This window comes from Shewanella decolorationis (assembly GCF_004354305.1).
GTDB lineage: Bacteria > Pseudomonadota > Gammaproteobacteria > Enterobacterales > Shewanellaceae > Shewanella > Shewanella decolorationis.
Map to the genome: position 1 here is coordinate 3,468,070 of NZ_CP037898.1, position 19,139 is coordinate 3,487,208.

A 19,139-nucleotide genomic window follows, 5' to 3' on the forward strand; every position below is an offset into this window, starting at 1 on the left:
CGATAAAAGCTTGCTTTAGTGTTACAAGAAGTGAAGCTTACTCTTGAATACGCTCGAGTTTTGCCAGATAAAAACCATCAAATCCTGTATCGGCAGGGCTAATTGTCTCATCTTCAAGCAAACGGAAGTTTGGATTTTCCGCTAAAAAAGCGTCCACTTGCCCGCGATTTTCACAGGGGAAAATTGAGCACGTCGCGTACACCACAATCCCTCCGACCTTCACCATGCGGCTATAGCTGCTTAAGATATGCTTTTGCAGCTCCATCAATACTGGTAAACGCTCGGCGGTATCACGCCATTTTGCATCGGGATTACGCTTTAATACCCCAAGGCCTGAACATGGCACATCGAGCAGAACGCGATCGGCACTGAGTTTTAAACGCTTAATGGTTTTAGAGCCGACAATTAATCGGGTTTCGATATTATGGGCACCATTACGGCGGGCACGTTCTTTAAGGTTATCGAGTTTCCATTGCTCCACATCCATCGCCAATAAACGCCCTTTTCCTTGCATCTGCGCGGCGATATGCAAGGTTTTACCGCCAGCACCCGCGCAGGCATCGATCACTCGCATACCGGGTTTGGCATCTAGCGCAGCGGCCACTCGTTGTGAGCCAGCATCTTGCTGCTCGAACAAACCGTCTTTAAAGCAGTTAGTGCGAAACAGCGCCGAATCTGAGGTCACTTCAAGGGCGGAATCAACCCCCTCGACCGTTTGGGTGGTGACAAACTCGGCCGCCAGTTTTTGTGCTAACTCATCACGAGTCACTTTAAGACCATTGACCCGCAGGAAACGTTTTGGCGGAGTGCTTAATGCGGCGCGCTCCTTCTCCCAGGATGCACCAAGCTGGGCTTGACCCATAGCATCTAACCACTCTGGGCAACCATCCCAAAGCACTGGGTTACTCTTAGCCTGTTCGATACGCTTGGCTAAACGCTCGGCATCGACCGGCAAGGAATACTGCATTTTTGGCAATTCTAACTTGTGGAATAAGTGCCAGACATTAAGCAACTTGGAGCCTAAACGCTCCATTTCTTCCGGCTTTATTTCCGCTAAGAAACAATACAGATTTAACCGGCGCAAAATATCGCCCGTTACAGTCGCGATCCGTGACTGTTCGGCAGGTACTAACTTTAGCCCCGAAAAATGCTGAGAATAAGCCCGGTCTAAGGGTTTTCCTTCGCTTAGCACCATAGCTAAGATATTGATCACTAATTCATTCGAGCTGGCAGAAAGCGGAGAATTCAACATTTACAGGTCACCGTGAGTAATAAAACCGGAGGATCATAGGAGGTCAGACACTATTACGCAAGTAAACAGATACCTAGTTGCCGTTTCGGAACAAAAAAGTCCAATAAAAAAGCGATCCTTGGGGATCGCTTTTCTCGAATCGGCCGATGCAGTTACATTTTAGAACCTTTCGCACCGTAAAACAGGATAAAACCGTAGCACACCACTGGCAGAATAAAGGCCAATTGAATACCTAAGTTATCGGCTAATACGCCCTGTAATAATGGCACAATCGCACCACCTACAATGGCTAAACAGAGAATACCGCTACCCTGCGAAGTGTGGGGGCCTAAGTCACGCAGTGCTAAACTGAAAATGGTCGGGAACATAATTGAGTTAAATAATCCCACACCCAAAATCGCCCACATAGCAACACTGCCACTGGTAGTCATAGCAACCAGCACTAGCAAAGCCGCCATAAAGGCGTTGAAGGCAAGCACTGTGCCTGCGGGGATTTTTTGCATCACCGCCGAACCGATAAAGCGGCCGACCATAGCACCGCCCCAATAATAGGCGATGTAATGGGCCGCTTGCTCCTCTGGCATGCCAGCTATGTGTGATTCACCAAGGAAGTTGACTAAGAAGCTGCCAATCGAGACTTCTGCGCCCACATAGACAAAAATCCCCACCGCTCCCAGCACTAAATGCGTGCTTTGCAGTGCGCTGGTCTTGCCTAAATAAGTTTGTGCATCGCCCGCAGCGGCTTCGCTGTGTTCACGGATCACCGGCAAATCTAACTTCGCGAAAATAATCGCCAGTACCGCAAGTGCCGCAGCCAACAATAAGTAAGGCAACTTAACCACTTCTGCCTCGGCATTGGCTTGCGCTAGTTCAGAAGATGCCGTCGCTGCCACGGACAAAATTAAAATCGAGCCAAAAAATGGTGCAACCGTGGTCCCTAAAGAGTTGAATGCTTGAGTCAGGTTTAAACGGCTCGATGCGGTCTCGCTGCTGCCAAGCGCATTAACATAGGGGTTAGCCGCCACCTGTAAAATGGTGATCCCTGATGCTAATACAAACAGCGCGCCGAGGAATAAACCGTAGATTGCAAGGGATGCGGCAGGATAAAATAGCCCACAACCAAGACTCGCAATCACTAATCCGGTAACTATACCTTTTTGATAGCCTAACTTTTTAACCAACTGGCCTGCGGGAATCGACACCAAAAAATAGGCGCCAAAGAAACAAAATTGGATCAACATCGCTTGGGTGTAATTGAGTGAAAACACCGCCTTAAGATGGGGGATCAGGATATCGTTCAAACAAGTGATAAAGCCCCACATAAAAAACAGTGAGGTCAATGAGACTAACGCAAAACGATAATTACCGTTTCCCGCCTCGCTCACGCTGCTCGTGTGACTGCTGGTGTTAATTGATGACGCCATAGTTGTGTTCTCTAATCATGTTTTTATTATCCAAAGGTAAGTTCCCTTAGGCGTTTTCGTACAACGACAGGCTGCTACAATCAATTTGTGCTGCCCGTCCGAAGTGGTGTTATGCCCAGTCGAAACTAGTTCAACAACGCATAAAAGCAGGCGTAGGCCGAAAATGTCAATGTATTAGCGCTTCTTTGCGCAGTTTTCAGACCGTGACCTGTGATTTCTTGCTGGATGCTAAGTGCATTCAAGGGTAACTCAAGATCGATATCTTGCAGGTTGAAGCATACCAGTAACTTTTGTTCTCCGAGGGTACGCACAAACACCAATAACGGCTCTGGCACATCGAGAAACTCGATCTCCCCTTCGATTAAAATAGGATAGCCTTTGCGCCACGCGAGAAACTGACGATAGCTATGCAATACCGATTGACTATCCGCTTCCTGCACATCGACAGCGAGCGCCTGATGAGCCGGTGCCACGGGCAACCAAGGTGAGACTTGGCTAAAGCCATTAAAATCAGCATATTGTTCCCATGGAATTGGAGTTCGGCACCCATCTCGCCCCTTAAACATCGGCCAGAAGGTTTTACCGAAAGGGTCCTGCAATTCATGGAATTCGATTGGCGCTTCGGTTAAGCCTAGTTCTTCCCCTTGGTAACTACACACGCTGCCGCGAAGTGAACAAAGCATCGCATTAAGCATTTTGACCATATCACGGGTTTGTTTGCCCTGCCCCCAACGGCTAGCAACCCGCTGCACATCATGATTTCCAATCGCCCAGCAAGGCCAGCCATCACCGATACTCGCTTCCAAGGCTTCTACCGTTTGGCGGATATAAGCAGCGCTATAGTCATCGGTCAACAGCTCAAAACTGTAGGCCATGTGTAAGCGGTCTTCGCCCTTGGTGTAGGCAGCCATCACGGCGAGTGAATCCTCAGCGGAGACTTCGCCTAAGGTCACAGCACCTGGATAACGATTGATTAACTGGCGTAATTCTTCAATAAAAAGAATCGTTTGCGGTCTATCGTTATTGTAGTAATGGTACTGGTAGGCATAGGGATTATCTTCACTAAAGCCGCGCCCTTGGCGTTTATCCTTAGGTTTGGCCGGATTATCCCTAAGCTGTTCATCGTGATAACAGAAGGTAATGGCATCTAAGCGGAAACCATCGACCCCCTTATTCAACCAAAACTCCACATTATCTAACACGGCTTGGCGTACTTCAGGATTGTGGAAGTTGATATCGGGTTGGCTGCGTAAAAAGTTGTGCAGATAATATTGTTGTCTGCGCGGTTCCCACTCCCAAGCGCAACCACCAAAGATCGCTAACCAATTATTTGGGGCGGTGCCATCTTCCTTAGGATCAGCCCATACATACCAATCGGCCTTAGGATTGGTACGGCTCTCACGACTCTCGATAAACCACGCATGTTGATCGGATGTATGACTTAATACTTGATCGATAATGACTTTAATACCGCGTTGATGGGCTTTTTCAATCAGCTCATCGAAATCCTGCATCGAACCGAATAAGGGATCGACCTCGCGATAATCACTGATATCGTAACCAAAGTCGGCCATGGGGGATTTAAAAAAGGGTGAAATCCAAATGGCATCCACATTCAGGCTGGCAATATAATCCAACTTAGTAATGATCCCGCGAAGATCGCCTACGCCGTCGCCATTGGTATCTAAAAGGCTGCGTGGATAGACTTGATAAATCACGGCTCCACGCCACCAGGTTAACTCACTCATAATGCCCCTTTATCCTTATTCTTCAGCGAGCTACCCCAAAATTCTCACACCAGCAGTTACAATTATGTTACTGCGGAGTAAAGGCGCTACGACTTGTATTAGTGGCAACGAGCATACGTGAACAAGGAAATAAGGTTCAATACGCCTGCATACGTATGCAAAGCAGGCTATCATTAGATTTGTCTGATCAAGTTAAAATTAACCCTTTACTAACATAAGGTTGCATTAAATCAACCAGAGATTAAATCGGACTTTTTTTGGTCAAAAACGGGGTTTTAGCGGTCGCAGGAGCTATTGAATACGTATGCACAATATTGTGAGGCCAAGATTCTCGGGAGTAGTATCTTCACCGTTGCATAACAATTTGGTCATAAACGCAGCACTTATGCAGTCAATTAAGCGCCGAAATACCAAAAAAGGCCGCATAAACAATGCGGTAATAACGATAAAACGCTCTACATAAGCGGTAAAAAGCGACTTCAAGGGGAAGATAGAAATGATGCGATTTAAACCCAGCTTGCTGACCTTAGCACTCGTTGCTGCAGGCGCCAGTATGCACACCTACGCAGCAGATGATACTACTGCACAATCGACAGCAACCAAAGACGAAAATATAGAAGTCATTCAAGTGACTGGTATTCGCCGTAGCTTGCAAGAATCCCAATCTTTAAAAATGTCATCTTCTTCTATCGTTGAAGCGATTTCTGCTGAAGATATTGGTAAGTTACCTGATGTGAGTATCGCCGAATCGCTTGCCCGTCTCCCAGGCGTCTCAGCCCAACGTTTAGATGGTCGTGCAAACGTGATTTCGATTCGCGGAATGGGACCCGATTTTACCACAGCAACACTCAATGGTCGTGAACAAGCCTCAGTTAACGATAATCGCAGTGTTGAGTTTGACCAATATCCATCCGAATTACTTAACCGTGTCGTCGTGTACAAAACACCAGATGCATCGGTAATGGCACAAGCTATTGGCGGTACCGTTGATATGCAAACCATTAGCCCTCTTTCACATGGTGAACAAACGATTGCGGTTGCAGTGCGCGGTGAAATGAACGACCTGGGCGCACTCAACAGTGGCTCCGACGACAAAGGTTACCGCGGTAGTATTTCTTATATTGACCAATTTGCCGATGATACCTTAGGTGTCGCCATTGGTTATGCGCGCATGATGTCTCCCAACCAAGAAGAACGTTGGCAAGCATGGGGTTATCCAGATAATGCTAATGGTGACAGTGTATTAGGTGGCGCAAAACCCTTTGTTCGCTCGAGTGAATTAGAGCGTGATGGCCTACTGGCTGTGGTTGAGTATGCACCAAACGACCGTTTCCATTCTACATTGGATGTCTATTACTCAAAATTTGTAGATGACCAACGTTTGCGTGGTATTGAAATCCCTGCGGCATGGGGAACCAATGGCGGTGTCGTCGCCACCACCACAGTAGATGGTTTAGTGACAGAAGGCGTTATCAAAGGAGCTGAAGTTGTTGTCCGCAATGACGTGAACAAACGTGACGCAGATTCCTTATCTATCGGCTGGAACAACAAATTCAGCATTAATGATAGCTGGAGCCTTGAAGCTGACGTGTCACTCTCTAAGGCAAATCGTACCGACATAGGTATGGAGAGCTACTCAGGCACAGGTCGCGGTACAGGTGTTGGCGCTGTTGATGACTTAAGCTTTGCCTACAATGGTAAAGGCGGATATGTTTTCGACCATAACCTTGATTATGCAGATAAAAATGTAATAAAACTCGGTGATCCTCTCGGTTGGGGTAGTCCACTTGGCGCCAACACTCAGGACGGTTTTATTAATAAACCTGAAATTGAAGATGAACTAAAATCTTTCCGTCTCAGTGCCGAATATGTGCTCGACAGTGGCGCAATTCGTAGTGTTGAATTTGGTGTTAACCGGACTGATCGTGACAAAACCAAAGTTGACAAGGGCTACTATTTAACCCTTAAAGGCTATGATGGTTCTGCCGATTACACTATGACAGTACCGGATCAGTACTTACTTGATCCTACTTCCCTCGCCTTCTTTGGCATGGGCGATGTACTCAGCTATGACTCTTTAGCTTTCTATAACGACGGCAACTATATAGAAACCGACGTCGCCGATGTGGATTTAAGCCGCGCGACCAACTCTTGGGCAGTACAGGAAGAAGTCACAACAGGCTATGTGCTAGCAAATTTAGAGTCTGAAGTATTCGGTATTCCATTCACTGGTAATGCTGGCTTACAGGCGGTTTATACCGATCAATCATCAGATGGTACTGTTGCCACAGTAGAAGCTGGCAAAGTGATTTTAACTCCGCGTACCGCGGGAGACTCCTACGTAGAATGGCTGCCAAGCTTAAACTTAAGCTTTGAAGTAGCTGAAAGCCAAGTGGTGCGTTTTGCAGCTGCGCGAACTTTAACCCGTTCACGCATGGACAAGATGAATGCCAACCTGAACTACAGCTATAACCAAAATCCAAATGATGGCGTTAACTGGACAGGAAACGCAGGTAATCCAGAACTTCGTCCTTGGTTAGCACGTCAGTATGATTTAAGTTACGAGAACTACTTTAGTGATCAAGGCTATTTCTCTGTTGCAGTGTTTTATAAAGACCTAGAGAACTATGTTTACGATCAAAAAGTCGATTTCGACTTCAGCACCCTATTCCCAGGTGTACCAGGTAATCCAATCGGCGTAATCACACAACCTCAAAATGGTGAAGGTGGTTACGTTCAAGGGGTTGAGGCCGCCGTCTCCTTAGACTTTGGTATGTTTGCCGATGTACTCAGTGGCTTTGGTACAGTGCTAAGTGGTTCATACACTGACAGTGAAGTAAAAGAAACACCAACAAGCGAACCAACAACGTTGCCAGGCTTGTCTGAAAAAACCTTAAACGCAACCGTTTATTATGAAAATTCAGGCTTTGAAGCACGTATCAGCTCACGTTATCGCAGTGACTTCCTTGGTGAAGTGACTAAGATCAGTTTGCAACGTGAAAACGTGAACATTAAAGCCGAAACAGTAGTTGATGCCCAAGTGAGTTATGACTTTAGCGAAAGTGGAATTGAATCACTGAATGGATTATCGATTCTTTTCCAAGTCAACAACTTAACCAATGAACCTTTCACATCATACACAGGTTCGGATCAACGTTTAGTTCGCGATTATCAAAACTATGGCCGTAACTTTATGTTAGGCGCTAACTATAAGTTCTAATAGTTTAGGTACCAAGCCTCTGCAATCTATTGCAGAGGCTTTTCTCTTTATTGTTCCACTATCAGTAATTTCCCATTTAGTCATCAGCCTTAAACATCAACTAAAGGGCTTAGATCATGAGTCAAATCAAAGATATTGTCATTGTAGGTGGCGGCACTTCGGGCTGGATGACGGCCGCATTATTAGCGAAATTATTTAAACACACCCTTAACATTACTCTCGTAGAGTCAGAAGATATAGGCACCATTGGTGTTGGAGAAGCCACTATTCCACCACTGCAGTTATTCAACAGTGTTCTTGGGATCCCCGAAAACGAATTTATTCAAGCAACCCATGCCACCTTTAAACTCGGTATTCAATTTGAACACTGGGGTAAGCAGGGTGATAGCTATATGCACGCTTTTGGTAATATAGGAAAAGATATTGGCTATACACAGTTTCACCAGTACTGGCTCAGTACTCAACCCGAGATGATGGCATCATTTTGGGATTATTCACTTAATTACCAAGCCGCCTTAAACAATAAATTTCAATCTATTGAACAAATTCCCCATTCACCTCTCTCTGGTCTCACCCACGCTTACCATTTTGATGCCGCACGCTACGCTTGGCTTTTACGACAATACAGTGAAAAGTCAGGAGTAAAACGCATTGAGGGTAAAATTGAATCGGTAAATTGTGCCGCTAATGGACATATTACAAACCTAACACTGGTTTCTGGAAACTCAGTTCAAGGCGACTTTTTTATTGACTGTTCAGGCTTTGCTGCCCTATTGATAGGAAAAACACTTAATGTGGGCTATGAGAGTTACCAAGATTGGTTACTGTGCGATAGTGCATACGCTGTCCCAAGCGAAAAGGCCTGCGAGATAAAACCTTATACTCGTGCTATCGCCCATGAGGCGGGTTGGCAATGGCGGATCCCGCTGCAACATAGAACAGGAAATGGCATTGTTTACAGTAGCCGCTATATGAAAGACGAAGAGGCGAAAGCAAAACTACTGTCGACACTTGAAGGTAAACCTCTCGCTGAACCGAAAAAAATATCCTTTATCCCTGGCCGTAGGCTTAAACAGTGGCAACATAATTGTGTTGCTATAGGTCTCTCAAGTGGTTTTTTAGAACCTCTTGAATCTACAAGCATTCATTTAGTGCAATCGGCCATCATTCGCTTAACTAAACTGTTTCCCCACCAAGGTGTAGTCCAAGCAACAGTGGATGAGTTTAACCGGCAGTCCCAACTGGAATTCGAACAAATCCGCGATTTTATAATCTTGCATTATTATCTCAACCGACGTTCAGACTCTGATACCGACACGCTATGGAGCGCCTGTCAGCAAATGCAGATACCTGAAAGCTTGCAACAGAAGATTAGCCTTTTTAGCGAAACGGGCACTATTTTTAGGCACAAGGATGAACTCTTTACGGAAGCCGCTTGGGTTCAAGTGATGTTAGGACAGGGAATCATCCCTACAGATTATAATCCACTCGCAAACACAGTCTCCCCTGAGGCTTTAACTGAATTTTTAAGCAATATCAAAGTGATAATCAAAAACACCGTAAGTAATATGCCAACCCATGAACAGTATCTCGCACGGCTAGTTTAAGCCTCATCAAGTAAAGAAGCCTAAAAGTGTAAATACTTGACTTACTTGGCACTGAATAAGGAACAATTATGATCTTCACACGACGACATCTACTACTCAGTATTAGCTTTTTAATCAGTTGGAATACTCAAGCAGGGACAATCGATTCTACAGCGTTATTATCAGCCAATCTCAGTGCTAGTGAAGTCAATTCAACAGCCCCTTTAACTATCGAACCGCTCTCTTGGTGGGCGGGCATGCATAATCCTAAGCTGCAATTAATGCTCCACAGTGATGCACTGCCCGCGGATGCTGCGCAGCTTAAGGTTGAGATTGCTGGCAAAGATGTGGTGTTTGAAGGGATTGAACAGACGGATAATCCCCATTATTTGTTTATCAATTTAGACTTGCGCCAAGCCAAGCCGCAGACCTTTGACATCCGCATTTTCGCTGGCGACAAGCAGCTCTTGCAACTGCCCTACACTTTAGCGGCTCGGGCTGATGGTAGCCGCGAACGCCAAGGTTTTAGCAATAAAGATGTAATTTACCTTATCACCCCGGACCGATTCGCCAATGGCAATCCAAGTAATGACAATCAAGCCGATATGCTCGAGCATGCGGCGCCAAATAATTCCGATGGTCGCCATGGCGGCGATATCGAAGGTATACGCCAGCACTTAGATTACTTAGCCAAATTAGGTGTCACTCAGCTGTGGATCAACCCACTACTTGAAAATAACCAAGCCCAATACTCCTACCATGGTTACGCCATTACCAATCTTTATCGGGTCGACCCGCGTTTTGGCAGCAATCAGGATTACCAAAGGTTAGTCACAGAGGCCAAACAACATGGCCTTGGGGTGATTAAAGACGTAGTGCTTAACCATATCGGCTCAAACCATTGGTGGTTAAAGGATTTACCGAGCAGAGACTGGCTCAATGTCCCGCAGCATCCCGATGCAAAAAACGCCACAACGTCTCCTGCGGCCAGTTTTACCAGCCTCAGTTCTACCAACCCGGGCTTTACCAGTCATAGGCGCACCACAGTGCAAGATCCCTACGCCGACATGCAGGATAAACGGGATTTTGTCGACGGTTGGTTTGTCGATTCGATGCCCGATCTTAATCAGCGCAACCCAAAGCTTGCCACTTATCTGATTCAAAACAGCATTTGGTGGGTGGAATACGCGGGGCTTTCAGGCATTCGCGAAGACACCTACTCCTATGCCGATAAAGTCTTTTTAACCCAATGGACTAAGGCATTAATGGCAGAGTACCCACATTTTAATATTGTCGGTGAAGAGTGGACCGCCAATCCCATTATCGTATCCTATTGGCAAAAAGGCAAAATCAATGCCGATGGCTATACCTCAGATTTACCGAGTCTGATGGATTTTCCGCTCTATGAAAAGCTACTTGAAAGCCTGAACGAGCCAGAAGACTGGGATACTGGTTTTATCAAGCTTTACGAGATGTTAGCTAACGATGTGGTATATGCGAACCCAAGCCAGTTAGTCCTCTTTGAAGGTAACCACGATACCAATCGGATTTATAGTCTGCTAAAAGAAAACCTGCCGTTGTATCAAATGGCCCTCACCTATGTAATGACAGCCAAACGCATCCCACAGCTGTTTTACGGTACCGAAGTGTTGATGACCAGCCCGACCAAAGATCGCCACGACGGTGTAGTGCGTAGCGATTTTCCGGGTGGATTCGCTAATAGCAAAGTCAACGGTTTTAGCGGTAAAGGACTAAACGCTAAACAGCAACAGGCCCAAGCATTTATTCGCACCCTGCTTAATTACCGTAAGCATTCAGCCGCGCTGCAAACGGGCGATTTACTGCACTTTGTGCCACAAAACGGCATTTATGTGCAATTTCGATGCGCCGCCAAACAGGCCGCAGCGGGCAATGCCTGCTACCAAGCCGATGCGGATAAAGTGATGGTGATTTACAACAAAAACGACCAAGCACAAACGCTGGATTTAAGCCGCTTTAGCAAGGTATTGGCGGGTAATAGCTCTGCTATTTCTGTCTTTTCGGAGGACAATTTCGAGCTAAATCAATCACTTGTTCTGCCCCATGCTGGCGTTATGCTGCTTGAACTCAAACCCCAATAACCCATAAATGAAGCAGCTAAGCATGCTTAGCTAACAGCGCGGCCAACCTACAGTTTGGCCGCCAGGTCAGTAAAGGAACCTAGGTTGAATTTTCTATTATCTAACAGCAGTAAACGTCGCGCTTATCGCTGGCATCAGGGATTAACCCTACTGGCCCTCAGCAGCATTAGCACTTTTTGCGCTATGGCCGCACCAGTAATCAGCACTCAAGCAACCGCGTTGGATTCAGTGGCGGCTAAAACTATGCCTGCCAATCTCAATGAGGCAGAAAGCGAAATCCTGCCAGCCCATCACAATGCTGAGCAAGCAAACAAGTACAAACCTGTTGTTTATCAAATCTTTACCCGACTCTATGGCAATAAAAACACCACCAATAAACCTTGGGGCACGATTCGCGAAAACGGTGTGGGTAAATTTAATGATATTGATGATACTGCACTCAAAAGTATCAAAGACTTAGGTGTTACCCATGTGTGGTATACGGGTGTACCCCACCACGCCCTAATTGGCGATTACAGTGCAATTGGCGTTAGTCACGATGATCCCGATGTGGTTAAGGGCCGCGCTGGTTCGCCCTATGCGGTTAAAGATTATTACAACGTAAACCCCGATTTAGCGGTCGATCCCACCAAGCGTTTACTGGAATTTCAGGCACTTATCGAGCGCACCCACAAGCAAGGCTTAAAGGTAATTATCGATATAGTACCCAACCATGTGGCACGTAATTACCATTCCATCATTAAGCCCGAGGGTGTGCGCGATTTTGGTGAAGACGATAATCAAGCCCTTGAATATGCAAAGCATAATAACTTTTACTATGTGATTGATAAACAGCAATCCTCTGGCTTTCAAGTGCCCGATTTGCCAGAGAGCCTCAAACCGTTAGGCGGCGAGCCGCATCCCCTAAGTGATGGTCAATTTAAGGAAATCCCCGCCAAATGGACGGGCAATGGCTCACGCCTTGCCAAGCCAGATATGAACGACTGGTATGAAACCGTTAAAATCAATTACGGTGTCCGCCCCGATGGCAGCCATGATTTCCCCGCACTACCACCACGCTATGCCACTCTCGGCGCCGAGCAGCACTACGCTTTTTGGCAGCAACATAGCCATGAATTACCTAACTCCTGGATCAAGTTCAATCAAATTGCCCAGTATTGGTTAGCGATGGGAGTCGATGGATTTCGTTACGATATGGCCGAAATGGTACCAGTCGAGTTTTGGAGCTATTTAAATAGTCATATAAAACATAGTCATCCTGAAGCCTTTATCTTAGCTGAGGTCTATAACCCCGCGCTGTATCGCGACTATATTCAGCTCGGCAAAATGGATTACCTCTACGATAAAGTCGATCTTTACGACACCCTCAAAGCCATTATGGCAGGGCAAAAAAGTACCGCGCAGATCGCCGCGGATCAGGCCAAAGTGCACGATATCGACTCGCATATGCTGCATTTTTTAGAAAACCACGATGAGCAGCGCATCGCTAATGCCGCCTTTTTAGGTAACTTAACTGGTAACACCTCAACGGATGGGGTCGATCCCCGCTACGCCCTGCCCGCGATGGTGGTGTCAGCAACCTTAAGTACATCACCCACCTTGATTTATTTTGGTCAAGAAGTCGGAGAAGCGGCGACGCAAAACCTAGGCTTTGGCCATGCTTCGCGCACCAGTATTTTTGATTATGCGGGTGTTCCCGCCCATCAGCGCTGGATGAATCAAGGTAAATTTGATGGCGGCCAATCAACCACGGCAGAAGTTGCGCTGCGCGCCTATTACCAAAAATTATTGAACCTCAGCACAGGGAAAAATGCGCCCGCGCTCTTAGGACAATATGACTCGCTAGATGCTGCCAACCGCAGCGCGGTATCGGCTGCAAAGGCTAACAATAAGACAAACAATGGCAGCGCAACGGGTTATGATGACGCAACCTTCGCCTTTGTCCGCTTTGAGGCTAATACCGCCAATAACAAAGGTCAAAAGCTGATTATTGTCAGTAACTTTAGTCAAACCCAAGCCAAGTTATTTTCACTTAAACTGCCCCAATCTCTGATTACGCAATGGCAGTTAACCGATGCCACCTATCCGCTTAAGGATTTGCTGGAACACCATGCTGCGCAGTTAATCGTCGAACAAGGTGAAGGACAAGTTCTGTTGCAGCTTGCCCCTCTCTCCTCTGCGATATTTGAACTCGCCCATTAGCCAGATAAGGTAAGATAAAGATCAGAGATCAGCACCAAAGTCACACACCGTTGTGACTCTGGCTTTTTTAACACACACTAGCGTAAACATCAGTTAAACATCACAGAGGCAAGCCATGTTACTCGGCATTCACCATGCAGCGATTATTTGCAGTGACTATCAAAAGTCCAAACACTTTTATGTGACGATTCTTGGCCTTAGCGTGCTGGCAGAGCATTATCGTGAGGCACGCCAGTCCTACAAACTCGATTTACAACTGCCCGATATGAGCCAAATCGAGTTGTTTTCCTTCGACAATCCTCCCAAGCGCCCTAGCTATCCCGAAGCCTGCGGTCTTAGGCACCTCGCCTTTCGCGTCGCATCGATTGAAACGGCGATCAAGCATCTTAGGGCCCATGATATCGACGTCGAACCTGTCCGCATTGACGAATACACTGGTAAAAAGTTCACCTTCTTTAGCGATCCCGACGGCTTACCCTTAGAGTTATATGAGCTATAACCTGAATCCTCAATGTATTAAAAATGTAAATAAAACAGCGCACTAAAATAGCGTATTCACGCAACGAATAAGATGAATAAAGCTTAATTACGCCAAGGGAGTTTTAGCAGTAGACTCAATGAAGCGGTGCAGCACTAGCTCATCGTTTGACCAAGATGGCTGAGTAAAAGGCTGGAGCTTACCAAGGCTAATCACAGAGGAGCTCAAGGTGTTTGATAACCCAACATTATTGTTATGGAGTTTAGTCTTTGGCCTCTTTGGTCTTGGCTTTTTCACCTACGGCAAGCGCCAAGCCGCCCCCATCCCTCTGGCCGTCGGCCTCACCCTGATGATTTACCCTTATTTTGTCACCAATCTCGCACTACTTATCGCCATCGGCATCGCCCTTATCGCACTCTCCTATTTTGTAAGGATATGATTTTTAAATAGTAGAAATACTCAAAGCCAGAAATGCGTTGAATAACTGGCAGAATTAATAAAACTGAGTGGGAGATTACGTGTTAGGAATTAGAACTGTTTTGCTGGTATTGGCTTATGGTGAGCCATGGTATTAGTTCGACGACGCGCAGCGAGTCCATCCGTGGATGCTCGACCGCCCCGTCCGTGGGGCGGACGGTCGTCTCGCTAATCACCATGGCTCACCTGTTTAGCAGCGACGTAATCTGTATGTTTTAAAGAAAATATGTGTCTCGCTTTGGGACAAAAGCTTGTTAGATAATTCACTCTTATTAGCCAGATTCGCATTAGCTATTCTATTCGTAATACTTCGTTTGGCTACAAACTAATCAATGCTCGATATAATCAGTCGGAATAGGCATAACTGGGACATGAATCAGTTCTCTAGAGATTTGATTCATCTTAAGGGAAAAAACCGCCCCAGAATAGCCGCAAACGAGGAATTGGGACGGGTTTTAGGGGCTGGCGTGAATCAGTCTGTCCTAGAGCGATTCATCTGCACACTCTTCAGCAAGATCACCCCAATCGGGCAGGTTATACTTCTTTTTCAGTTGACCACAATACCAAGAAACAGATAAACCATAGCCTAATGATATGAAGCAGAGTTTCATATAAAGCATAATTAGCTCTTCGATGGCGGCTACATCTTTGAAAAGGTCATTAGTATAAAAAAATATGAAGGATAAAATGGATAAGATGATAGAAAAAAAGCTGAAAAAGTAAGCAGTCTGAACAGCTAGAGTAGTTTTAAAACTTGCTAATAAGGGAGGTTGAAATTTAATCCCATATTTCCAAAGAAGCCGATAAAATGGTGGTGAGTAAGTTAGCTTAGAAATACCTTTTTGTTCCATTATTTTAAAATACGCATTCATTTTGCATTTAAATGTCATATCTAAACCTCTTAATTATTCACATGAATCATGTCTGGTGTAGTTAAATATGGCCACCCATTTTAAATCAATAACATAATGCACTTTCGGTTTGCCTACAACTTGTACGAGCTAAAATAACGTTAGTGGGAGTCATCAACGTCGTAGGGACTGCATGTAAGACAATAAATTGCGCTAATCTCTTTCAAAAATGGTGTATTTCAGACGAGGTAAGTCATCCCATAGCGCTTGGGAAGTGTTCTGGATGGGGCTTTTGAAGTGATATAAACAGTTGTCAGTTACTGTAAAAGTGCTGACAGCATTTAGCAAAATGCCGTCGTCGCTTTTCTAAGTGTTCGCAATAATCGGTTAGTGCTTGCAGAGTGCCCACTGGACCATGAAATAACTTGCCAAATTCGGTGGTTAGCTTGAGCCAATTGTCATGGGGAATATTTAATCTTGTCAGTATCTTGGCGCTATTTTCACTGATGTATCCACGTTTATCATTGCGAATAATTCGGCCCGTATCATCTACCAATTGAACGTAATCCATTAATGAAAACGCAATGCCATTGGGTTGGTTGTCGCACTCATTACCAATAAAAGGTAGTAGATTGCTCGGCTGCTCACCTTTTAACGCCGCCCGAATGCGTAGTTGAATACTGGTATGGTCGGATTGCTCTGGTGTATCAGCCAGTTGTGCTCTAATAGGATTTAAATCCACATAAGTTATACAGGCTAATACTGCGGCTTCATCGAGTAGGGCTTGCGATTTGAACCGCCCTTCCCAGAACCTGCCTGTGCAGTTATCTTCTTGATTTGCTTGCCTTGCAATGGGTTCGTTGAGGCAGCGCATAAACCAACTGATATCACATAAACGGCTGCGGTAAATGGCGATTGAATGCTTTAATCTGCTGACCTCATAGGCTTCAACTAACTCACCTTTGGCGAACTTTTGTGTTAACTCATCGCCTTTAAACAACTTATGCCACTGCTCAAGCACTTCGCGGTCAGTCCAGAGATTTGCCGTCTCGATATCGACTCGTAGCACCACATGTAGATGATTCGACATAACCGCAAAGGCCGCAACATCAATAGCAAAAACGGCTTCAAGTTCAAACAATAATGACTCTACCCAAGCGCGGCGATGGTCATAGTTTTTACCGGAATAGGTATCATCGCCACATAAAAATGCCCGCCGCACCACGCGGCTACAGCAATGATAATAGGATGTGTCTTCAAGACTTATCTGAGTTCTGCGAGGGCGCGGCATACGAACCTCCTTGTTCAATGCTTAACCAAAGCATAGTAGGAGGTTTACTACCGCGCGATTGAGGCTGGGAGTCCAGTTTTATTTCTTGGGTGTCCAGTTTTATTTCAGTTTTACAGTTTTGTTAACTCTTTCGCCAGTTATCCATTTTATCTATCAATCCAGAGTATCGAACTAAAACAATGTAAATTGACGGTAATACAAAAATAATTACAAATCCGAGTTCAATCATAGCCTGCGCCATTTCAGTCAATGAAAGCGCCGAAGACATGCTACTAATTTCCCTCATAAACAATATAGGTAACGCAGTAAGAGGAATCACTAGTACAAAGTGCATTAATAAAAGTGTTTTAGTTTTACTTTTGGCAATGATTTTCATCTGAATACGGCAATGAATCTCTGAAAGCAATGCATTTAACGATGTATAGATGAACAATATTATTAGAAAATTTATCATGAGTACCTATGAGAACCCTGCGTTCAATTTCAATCGTCACCAATACCGCATTCACTTTGTATCATAACTAAAACTTGACTAACTTATCCTAAGCAACAAAGAGCCGAAAGGTTTTCCTAGTACGATTTTGGGGCAAAAGCCTTTAACCGGATTAACCGCGTCATGGTTAGTTAAGATTGCCATCAATAAAGCAGTGCTCCTAAAGGCATAACTATCATCCTAACTAACCTTCCCTATCCCACCTTACCTATCTGACTAAATAGGCTCAAACCAATCAACTCAACTATTCTCGGCAAATGGTTATACGGCGAAGTGCAAATATGCACAGTAGCGAGAGGATTAATAAGGATAAACTGCCACCGCCGCTATAGCCTTGTTTATGTTCTATGGTCGCAATATGTTCTTCTTTCACGCGGGTTTTAAAGCGAGCTAATTCGGCGTCTAAATTAGTGATCATATCGTTTACCGCTAGATCAAAGCCTTCGGCGGATTTTTCACGTAACACATTGGTGACGTTCACCGCGGTTGACGTGTCGGTAAGTTGGTTGATGCCGGGCGCCCTAAACAGCATTTTTTGGCTACGCATATCAAATACAGCGGTATCGACAAAGGTTTGGATCGCGTTTTCATTGCCGGGCACCATATACATGCCGACTATGGTCCAATACAGCAGTGAAGTCTTATTCTCGCTGCTTTGTAGCAGTTGATCATAAGATACCAGTGCCATCACATCGACATCATGTAAGCGTGCGACCTGCTGCAAGGTGCTAAAACCTTTGCCATTTTTAAGATAAGTGCTGGGGATTAATTCGATTCGATCAATAAAGTCATATTTAACAAATGACTGTTTCACTTTATCCAGCAAGGCGATTTGCGAGGTGCTATCGAGGGCTTCGTATTGCCAATGGGTGGAAGGTAAAAAGGCGATACCAACCGTGATGGGAAGACGCAACACTGGGATACTAGGCTGCTGCGCCTCACGCTGCTTATCGTCGGGATAGAGATATTCAACCAGACTGCTGGAAACGACGTTTTTTTCGGTGGTGTTACCGTTAAAAAAAGCACTGCAACCACCAAGCATGATGCTAATCGATGCCAGCGCACCCACAAGCGCTATGAATTTTGTCTTCATCTGTTTCCCTACCGTATCCTTACTGCGCACAGGCCACGCAACCCGTACATATTGCCGCTACCTTAGCGAGTCACTGCTGTAAAAACAAGCCGTTAACTTCACATATCGTGCTTTTGTTTGGCTTTTTAGAGGCTAAGAAACAACAAAGCCGCATCGGAATGCGGCTTTGATTTAGATAATTACGACAACCAGTTGCGCAAATTCATCTGCTTAGGCGTATTTACGCACTTTTTTCAACGCGATTTGCTGCTTTAATGCCGATAAATGTTCGATAAACACTTTACCGTGTAAATGGTCGATTTCGTGTTGTAAAACAATGGCTAAAAAGTCATCGGTTTCGATTTCAATCGCTTTGCCTTGTCTATCTAAGGCGGTGACTTTGACTTTTTCAAAACGAGTGACTTTTGCGCGGTAACCTGGGATAGAAAGACAGCCTTCTTCACCTACATATTCGCCAGACTTCTCAACAATCTCTGGATTAATCAGCACTAAGGGTTGGTCACGATTTTCGGATAAATCGATCACAATCACTGCATCTGTACTGCCCACTTGGGTCGAGGCCAGACCGATACCGTCGTCGGTGTGGTACATGGTTTCGATTAAATCATCGATAAATCCCTGAATCGCTTCAATGTCTTTTACGGGTTGTGCTTTGCGCTTTAGACGCTCATCGGGAATTGTCAGAATATCGAGTACAGCCATGCCTGTTTCATCTCTTAGTGAGTCAAAAAATTTGGCGCTATTATGAACTATTCCTGTGTTTTCTCAATATTCAAAACTAAATAGTTTAATAAAAATCATTACAATCGATTTTTTAGATTTAAATTGCAGCAGTATCAGCCGTTCGCTGTTTCACTTAGGCGGTAATTAACGCTACACTGGCTCACCTCTTTTATGGTTTTAT

General features: G+C 45.2%; 13 protein-coding genes. 6 read left to right on the forward strand and 7 right to left on the reverse strand.

What is annotated here, in order from left to right:
* Positions 1 to 37: 37 nt before the first annotated feature.
* From EYR25_RS15520 to EYR25_RS15530, 3 genes are all read right to left on the reverse strand, one after another.
* Positions 38 to 1,252 carry an RsmB/NOP family class I SAM-dependent RNA methyltransferase gene (locus tag EYR25_RS15520; RefSeq protein WP_133181246.1) on the reverse strand — a complete coding sequence of 405 codons (1,215 nt, stop codon included), beginning with the start codon at positions 1,250 to 1,252 and terminating at the stop codon, positions 38 to 40.
* A gap of 152 nt (positions 1,253 to 1,404) precedes the next feature.
* Positions 1,405 to 2,676 carry a sugar MFS transporter gene (locus EYR25_RS15525; protein WP_133181248.1) on the reverse strand — a complete coding sequence of 424 codons (1,272 nt, stop codon included), beginning with the start codon at positions 2,674 to 2,676 and terminating at the stop codon, positions 1,405 to 1,407.
* Positions 2,677 to 2,801: 125 nt separating this feature from the next.
* The gene (locus EYR25_RS15530; RefSeq protein WP_133181250.1) at positions 2,802 to 4,424 is read right to left on the reverse strand and encodes an alpha-glucosidase; all 1,623 of its coding nucleotides are present in this window, start codon (positions 4,422 to 4,424) and stop codon (positions 2,802 to 2,804) included.
* A 496-nt stretch (positions 4,425 to 4,920) separates the two neighbouring features.
* Between EYR25_RS15530 and EYR25_RS15535 the strand changes: the two genes are divergently transcribed.
* The 6 genes from EYR25_RS15535 (at position 4,921) to EYR25_RS15560 (ending at position 14,469) form a co-directional block, all read left to right on the forward strand.
* The gene (locus EYR25_RS15535; protein ID WP_133181253.1) at positions 4,921 to 7,644 is read left to right on the forward strand and encodes a TonB-dependent receptor; all 2,724 of its coding nucleotides are present in this window, start codon (positions 4,921 to 4,923) and stop codon (positions 7,642 to 7,644) included.
* A gap of 116 nt (positions 7,645 to 7,760) precedes the next feature.
* Positions 7,761 to 9,251: a tryptophan halogenase family protein gene (locus tag EYR25_RS15540; protein WP_133181255.1), complete on the forward strand. Its 1,491-nt coding sequence runs from the start codon at positions 7,761 to 7,763 to the stop codon at positions 9,249 to 9,251.
* Positions 9,252 to 9,319: 68 nt separating this feature from the next.
* Positions 9,320 to 11,350 carry a glycoside hydrolase family 13 protein gene (locus EYR25_RS15545; RefSeq protein ID WP_243729900.1) on the forward strand — a complete coding sequence of 677 codons (2,031 nt, stop codon included), beginning with the start codon at positions 9,320 to 9,322 and terminating at the stop codon, positions 11,348 to 11,350.
* An 84-nt stretch (positions 11,351 to 11,434) separates the two neighbouring features.
* A complete protein-coding gene (locus tag EYR25_RS15550) occupies positions 11,435 to 13,552 on the forward strand; it encodes an alpha-amylase family protein (RefSeq protein ID WP_133181257.1) in 2,118 nt (705 codons plus the stop codon).
* Positions 13,553 to 13,667: 115 nt separating this feature from the next.
* Positions 13,668 to 14,051 carry an SMU1112c/YaeR family gloxylase I-like metalloprotein gene (gloA2, locus tag EYR25_RS15555; protein WP_133181259.1) on the forward strand — a complete coding sequence of 128 codons (384 nt, stop codon included), beginning with the start codon at positions 13,668 to 13,670 and terminating at the stop codon, positions 14,049 to 14,051.
* Between the two features lie 208 nt (positions 14,052 to 14,259).
* Entirely contained in the window at positions 14,260 to 14,469 is a 210-nt protein-coding gene (locus EYR25_RS15560) for a hypothetical protein (protein ID WP_133181261.1), read from the forward strand.
* 520 nt (positions 14,470 to 14,989) lie between these two features.
* Here EYR25_RS15560 and EYR25_RS15565 read toward each other — a convergent pair.
* The 4 genes from EYR25_RS15565 to def all read right to left on the reverse strand — a co-directional run bounded on the left by EYR25_RS15565 (position 14,990) and on the right by def (position 18,937).
* On the reverse strand, positions 14,990 to 15,397 hold the full coding sequence (locus EYR25_RS15565) for a DUF6404 family protein (protein ID WP_133181264.1): 408 nt from the start codon (positions 15,395 to 15,397) through the stop codon (positions 14,990 to 14,992).
* Between the two features lie 274 nt (positions 15,398 to 15,671).
* On the reverse strand, positions 15,672 to 16,649 hold the full coding sequence (locus tag EYR25_RS15570; protein WP_133181266.1) for a transposase: 978 nt from the start codon (positions 16,647 to 16,649) through the stop codon (positions 15,672 to 15,674).
* Positions 16,650 to 17,386: 737 nt separating this feature from the next.
* Positions 17,387 to 18,235: a rhombotarget lipoprotein gene (rhlP, locus tag EYR25_RS15575; RefSeq protein WP_133181268.1), complete on the reverse strand. Its 849-nt coding sequence runs from the start codon at positions 18,233 to 18,235 to the stop codon at positions 17,387 to 17,389.
* 210 nt (positions 18,236 to 18,445) lie between these two features.
* Positions 18,446 to 18,937 carry a peptide deformylase gene (gene def / locus EYR25_RS15580; RefSeq protein WP_133181271.1) on the reverse strand — a complete coding sequence of 164 codons (492 nt, stop codon included), beginning with the start codon at positions 18,935 to 18,937 and terminating at the stop codon, positions 18,446 to 18,448.
* Positions 18,938 to 19,139: the final 202 nt, after the last annotated feature.

Bases quoted from the DNA above. Each gene is read 5' to 3' on its own strand.
- rhlP (WP_133181268.1), bottom strand. From the start codon at position 18,235: ATGAAGACAAAATTCATAGCGCTTGTGGGTGCGCTGGCATCGATTAGC.
- EYR25_RS15535 (WP_133181253.1), top strand. From the start codon at position 4,921: ATGATGCGATTTAAACCCAGCTTGCTGACCTTAGCACTCGTTGCTGCA.
- EYR25_RS15570 (WP_133181266.1), bottom strand. From the start codon at position 16,649: ATGCCGCGCCCTCGCAGAACTCAGATAAGTCTTGAAGACACATCCTAT.
- EYR25_RS15525 (WP_133181248.1), bottom strand. From the start codon at position 2,676: ATGGCGTCATCAATTAACACCAGCAGTCACACGAGCAGCGTGAGCGAG.
- EYR25_RS15545 (WP_243729900.1), top strand. From the start codon at position 9,320: ATGATCTTCACACGACGACATCTACTACTCAGTATTAGCTTTTTAATC.
- EYR25_RS15540 (WP_133181255.1), top strand. From the start codon at position 7,761: ATGAGTCAAATCAAAGATATTGTCATTGTAGGTGGCGGCACTTCGGGC.
- EYR25_RS15530 (WP_133181250.1), bottom strand. From the start codon at position 4,424: ATGAGTGAGTTAACCTGGTGGCGTGGAGCCGTGATTTATCAAGTCTAT.
- EYR25_RS15565 (WP_133181264.1), bottom strand. From the start codon at position 15,397: ATGACATTTAAATGCAAAATGAATGCGTATTTTAAAATAATGGAACAA.
- def (WP_133181271.1), bottom strand. From the start codon at position 18,937: ATGGCTGTACTCGATATTCTGACAATTCCCGATGAGCGTCTAAAGCGC.
- gloA2 (WP_133181259.1), top strand. From the start codon at position 13,668: ATGTTACTCGGCATTCACCATGCAGCGATTATTTGCAGTGACTATCAA.
- EYR25_RS15520 (WP_133181246.1), bottom strand. From the start codon at position 1,252: ATGTTGAATTCTCCGCTTTCTGCCAGCTCGAATGAATTAGTGATCAAT.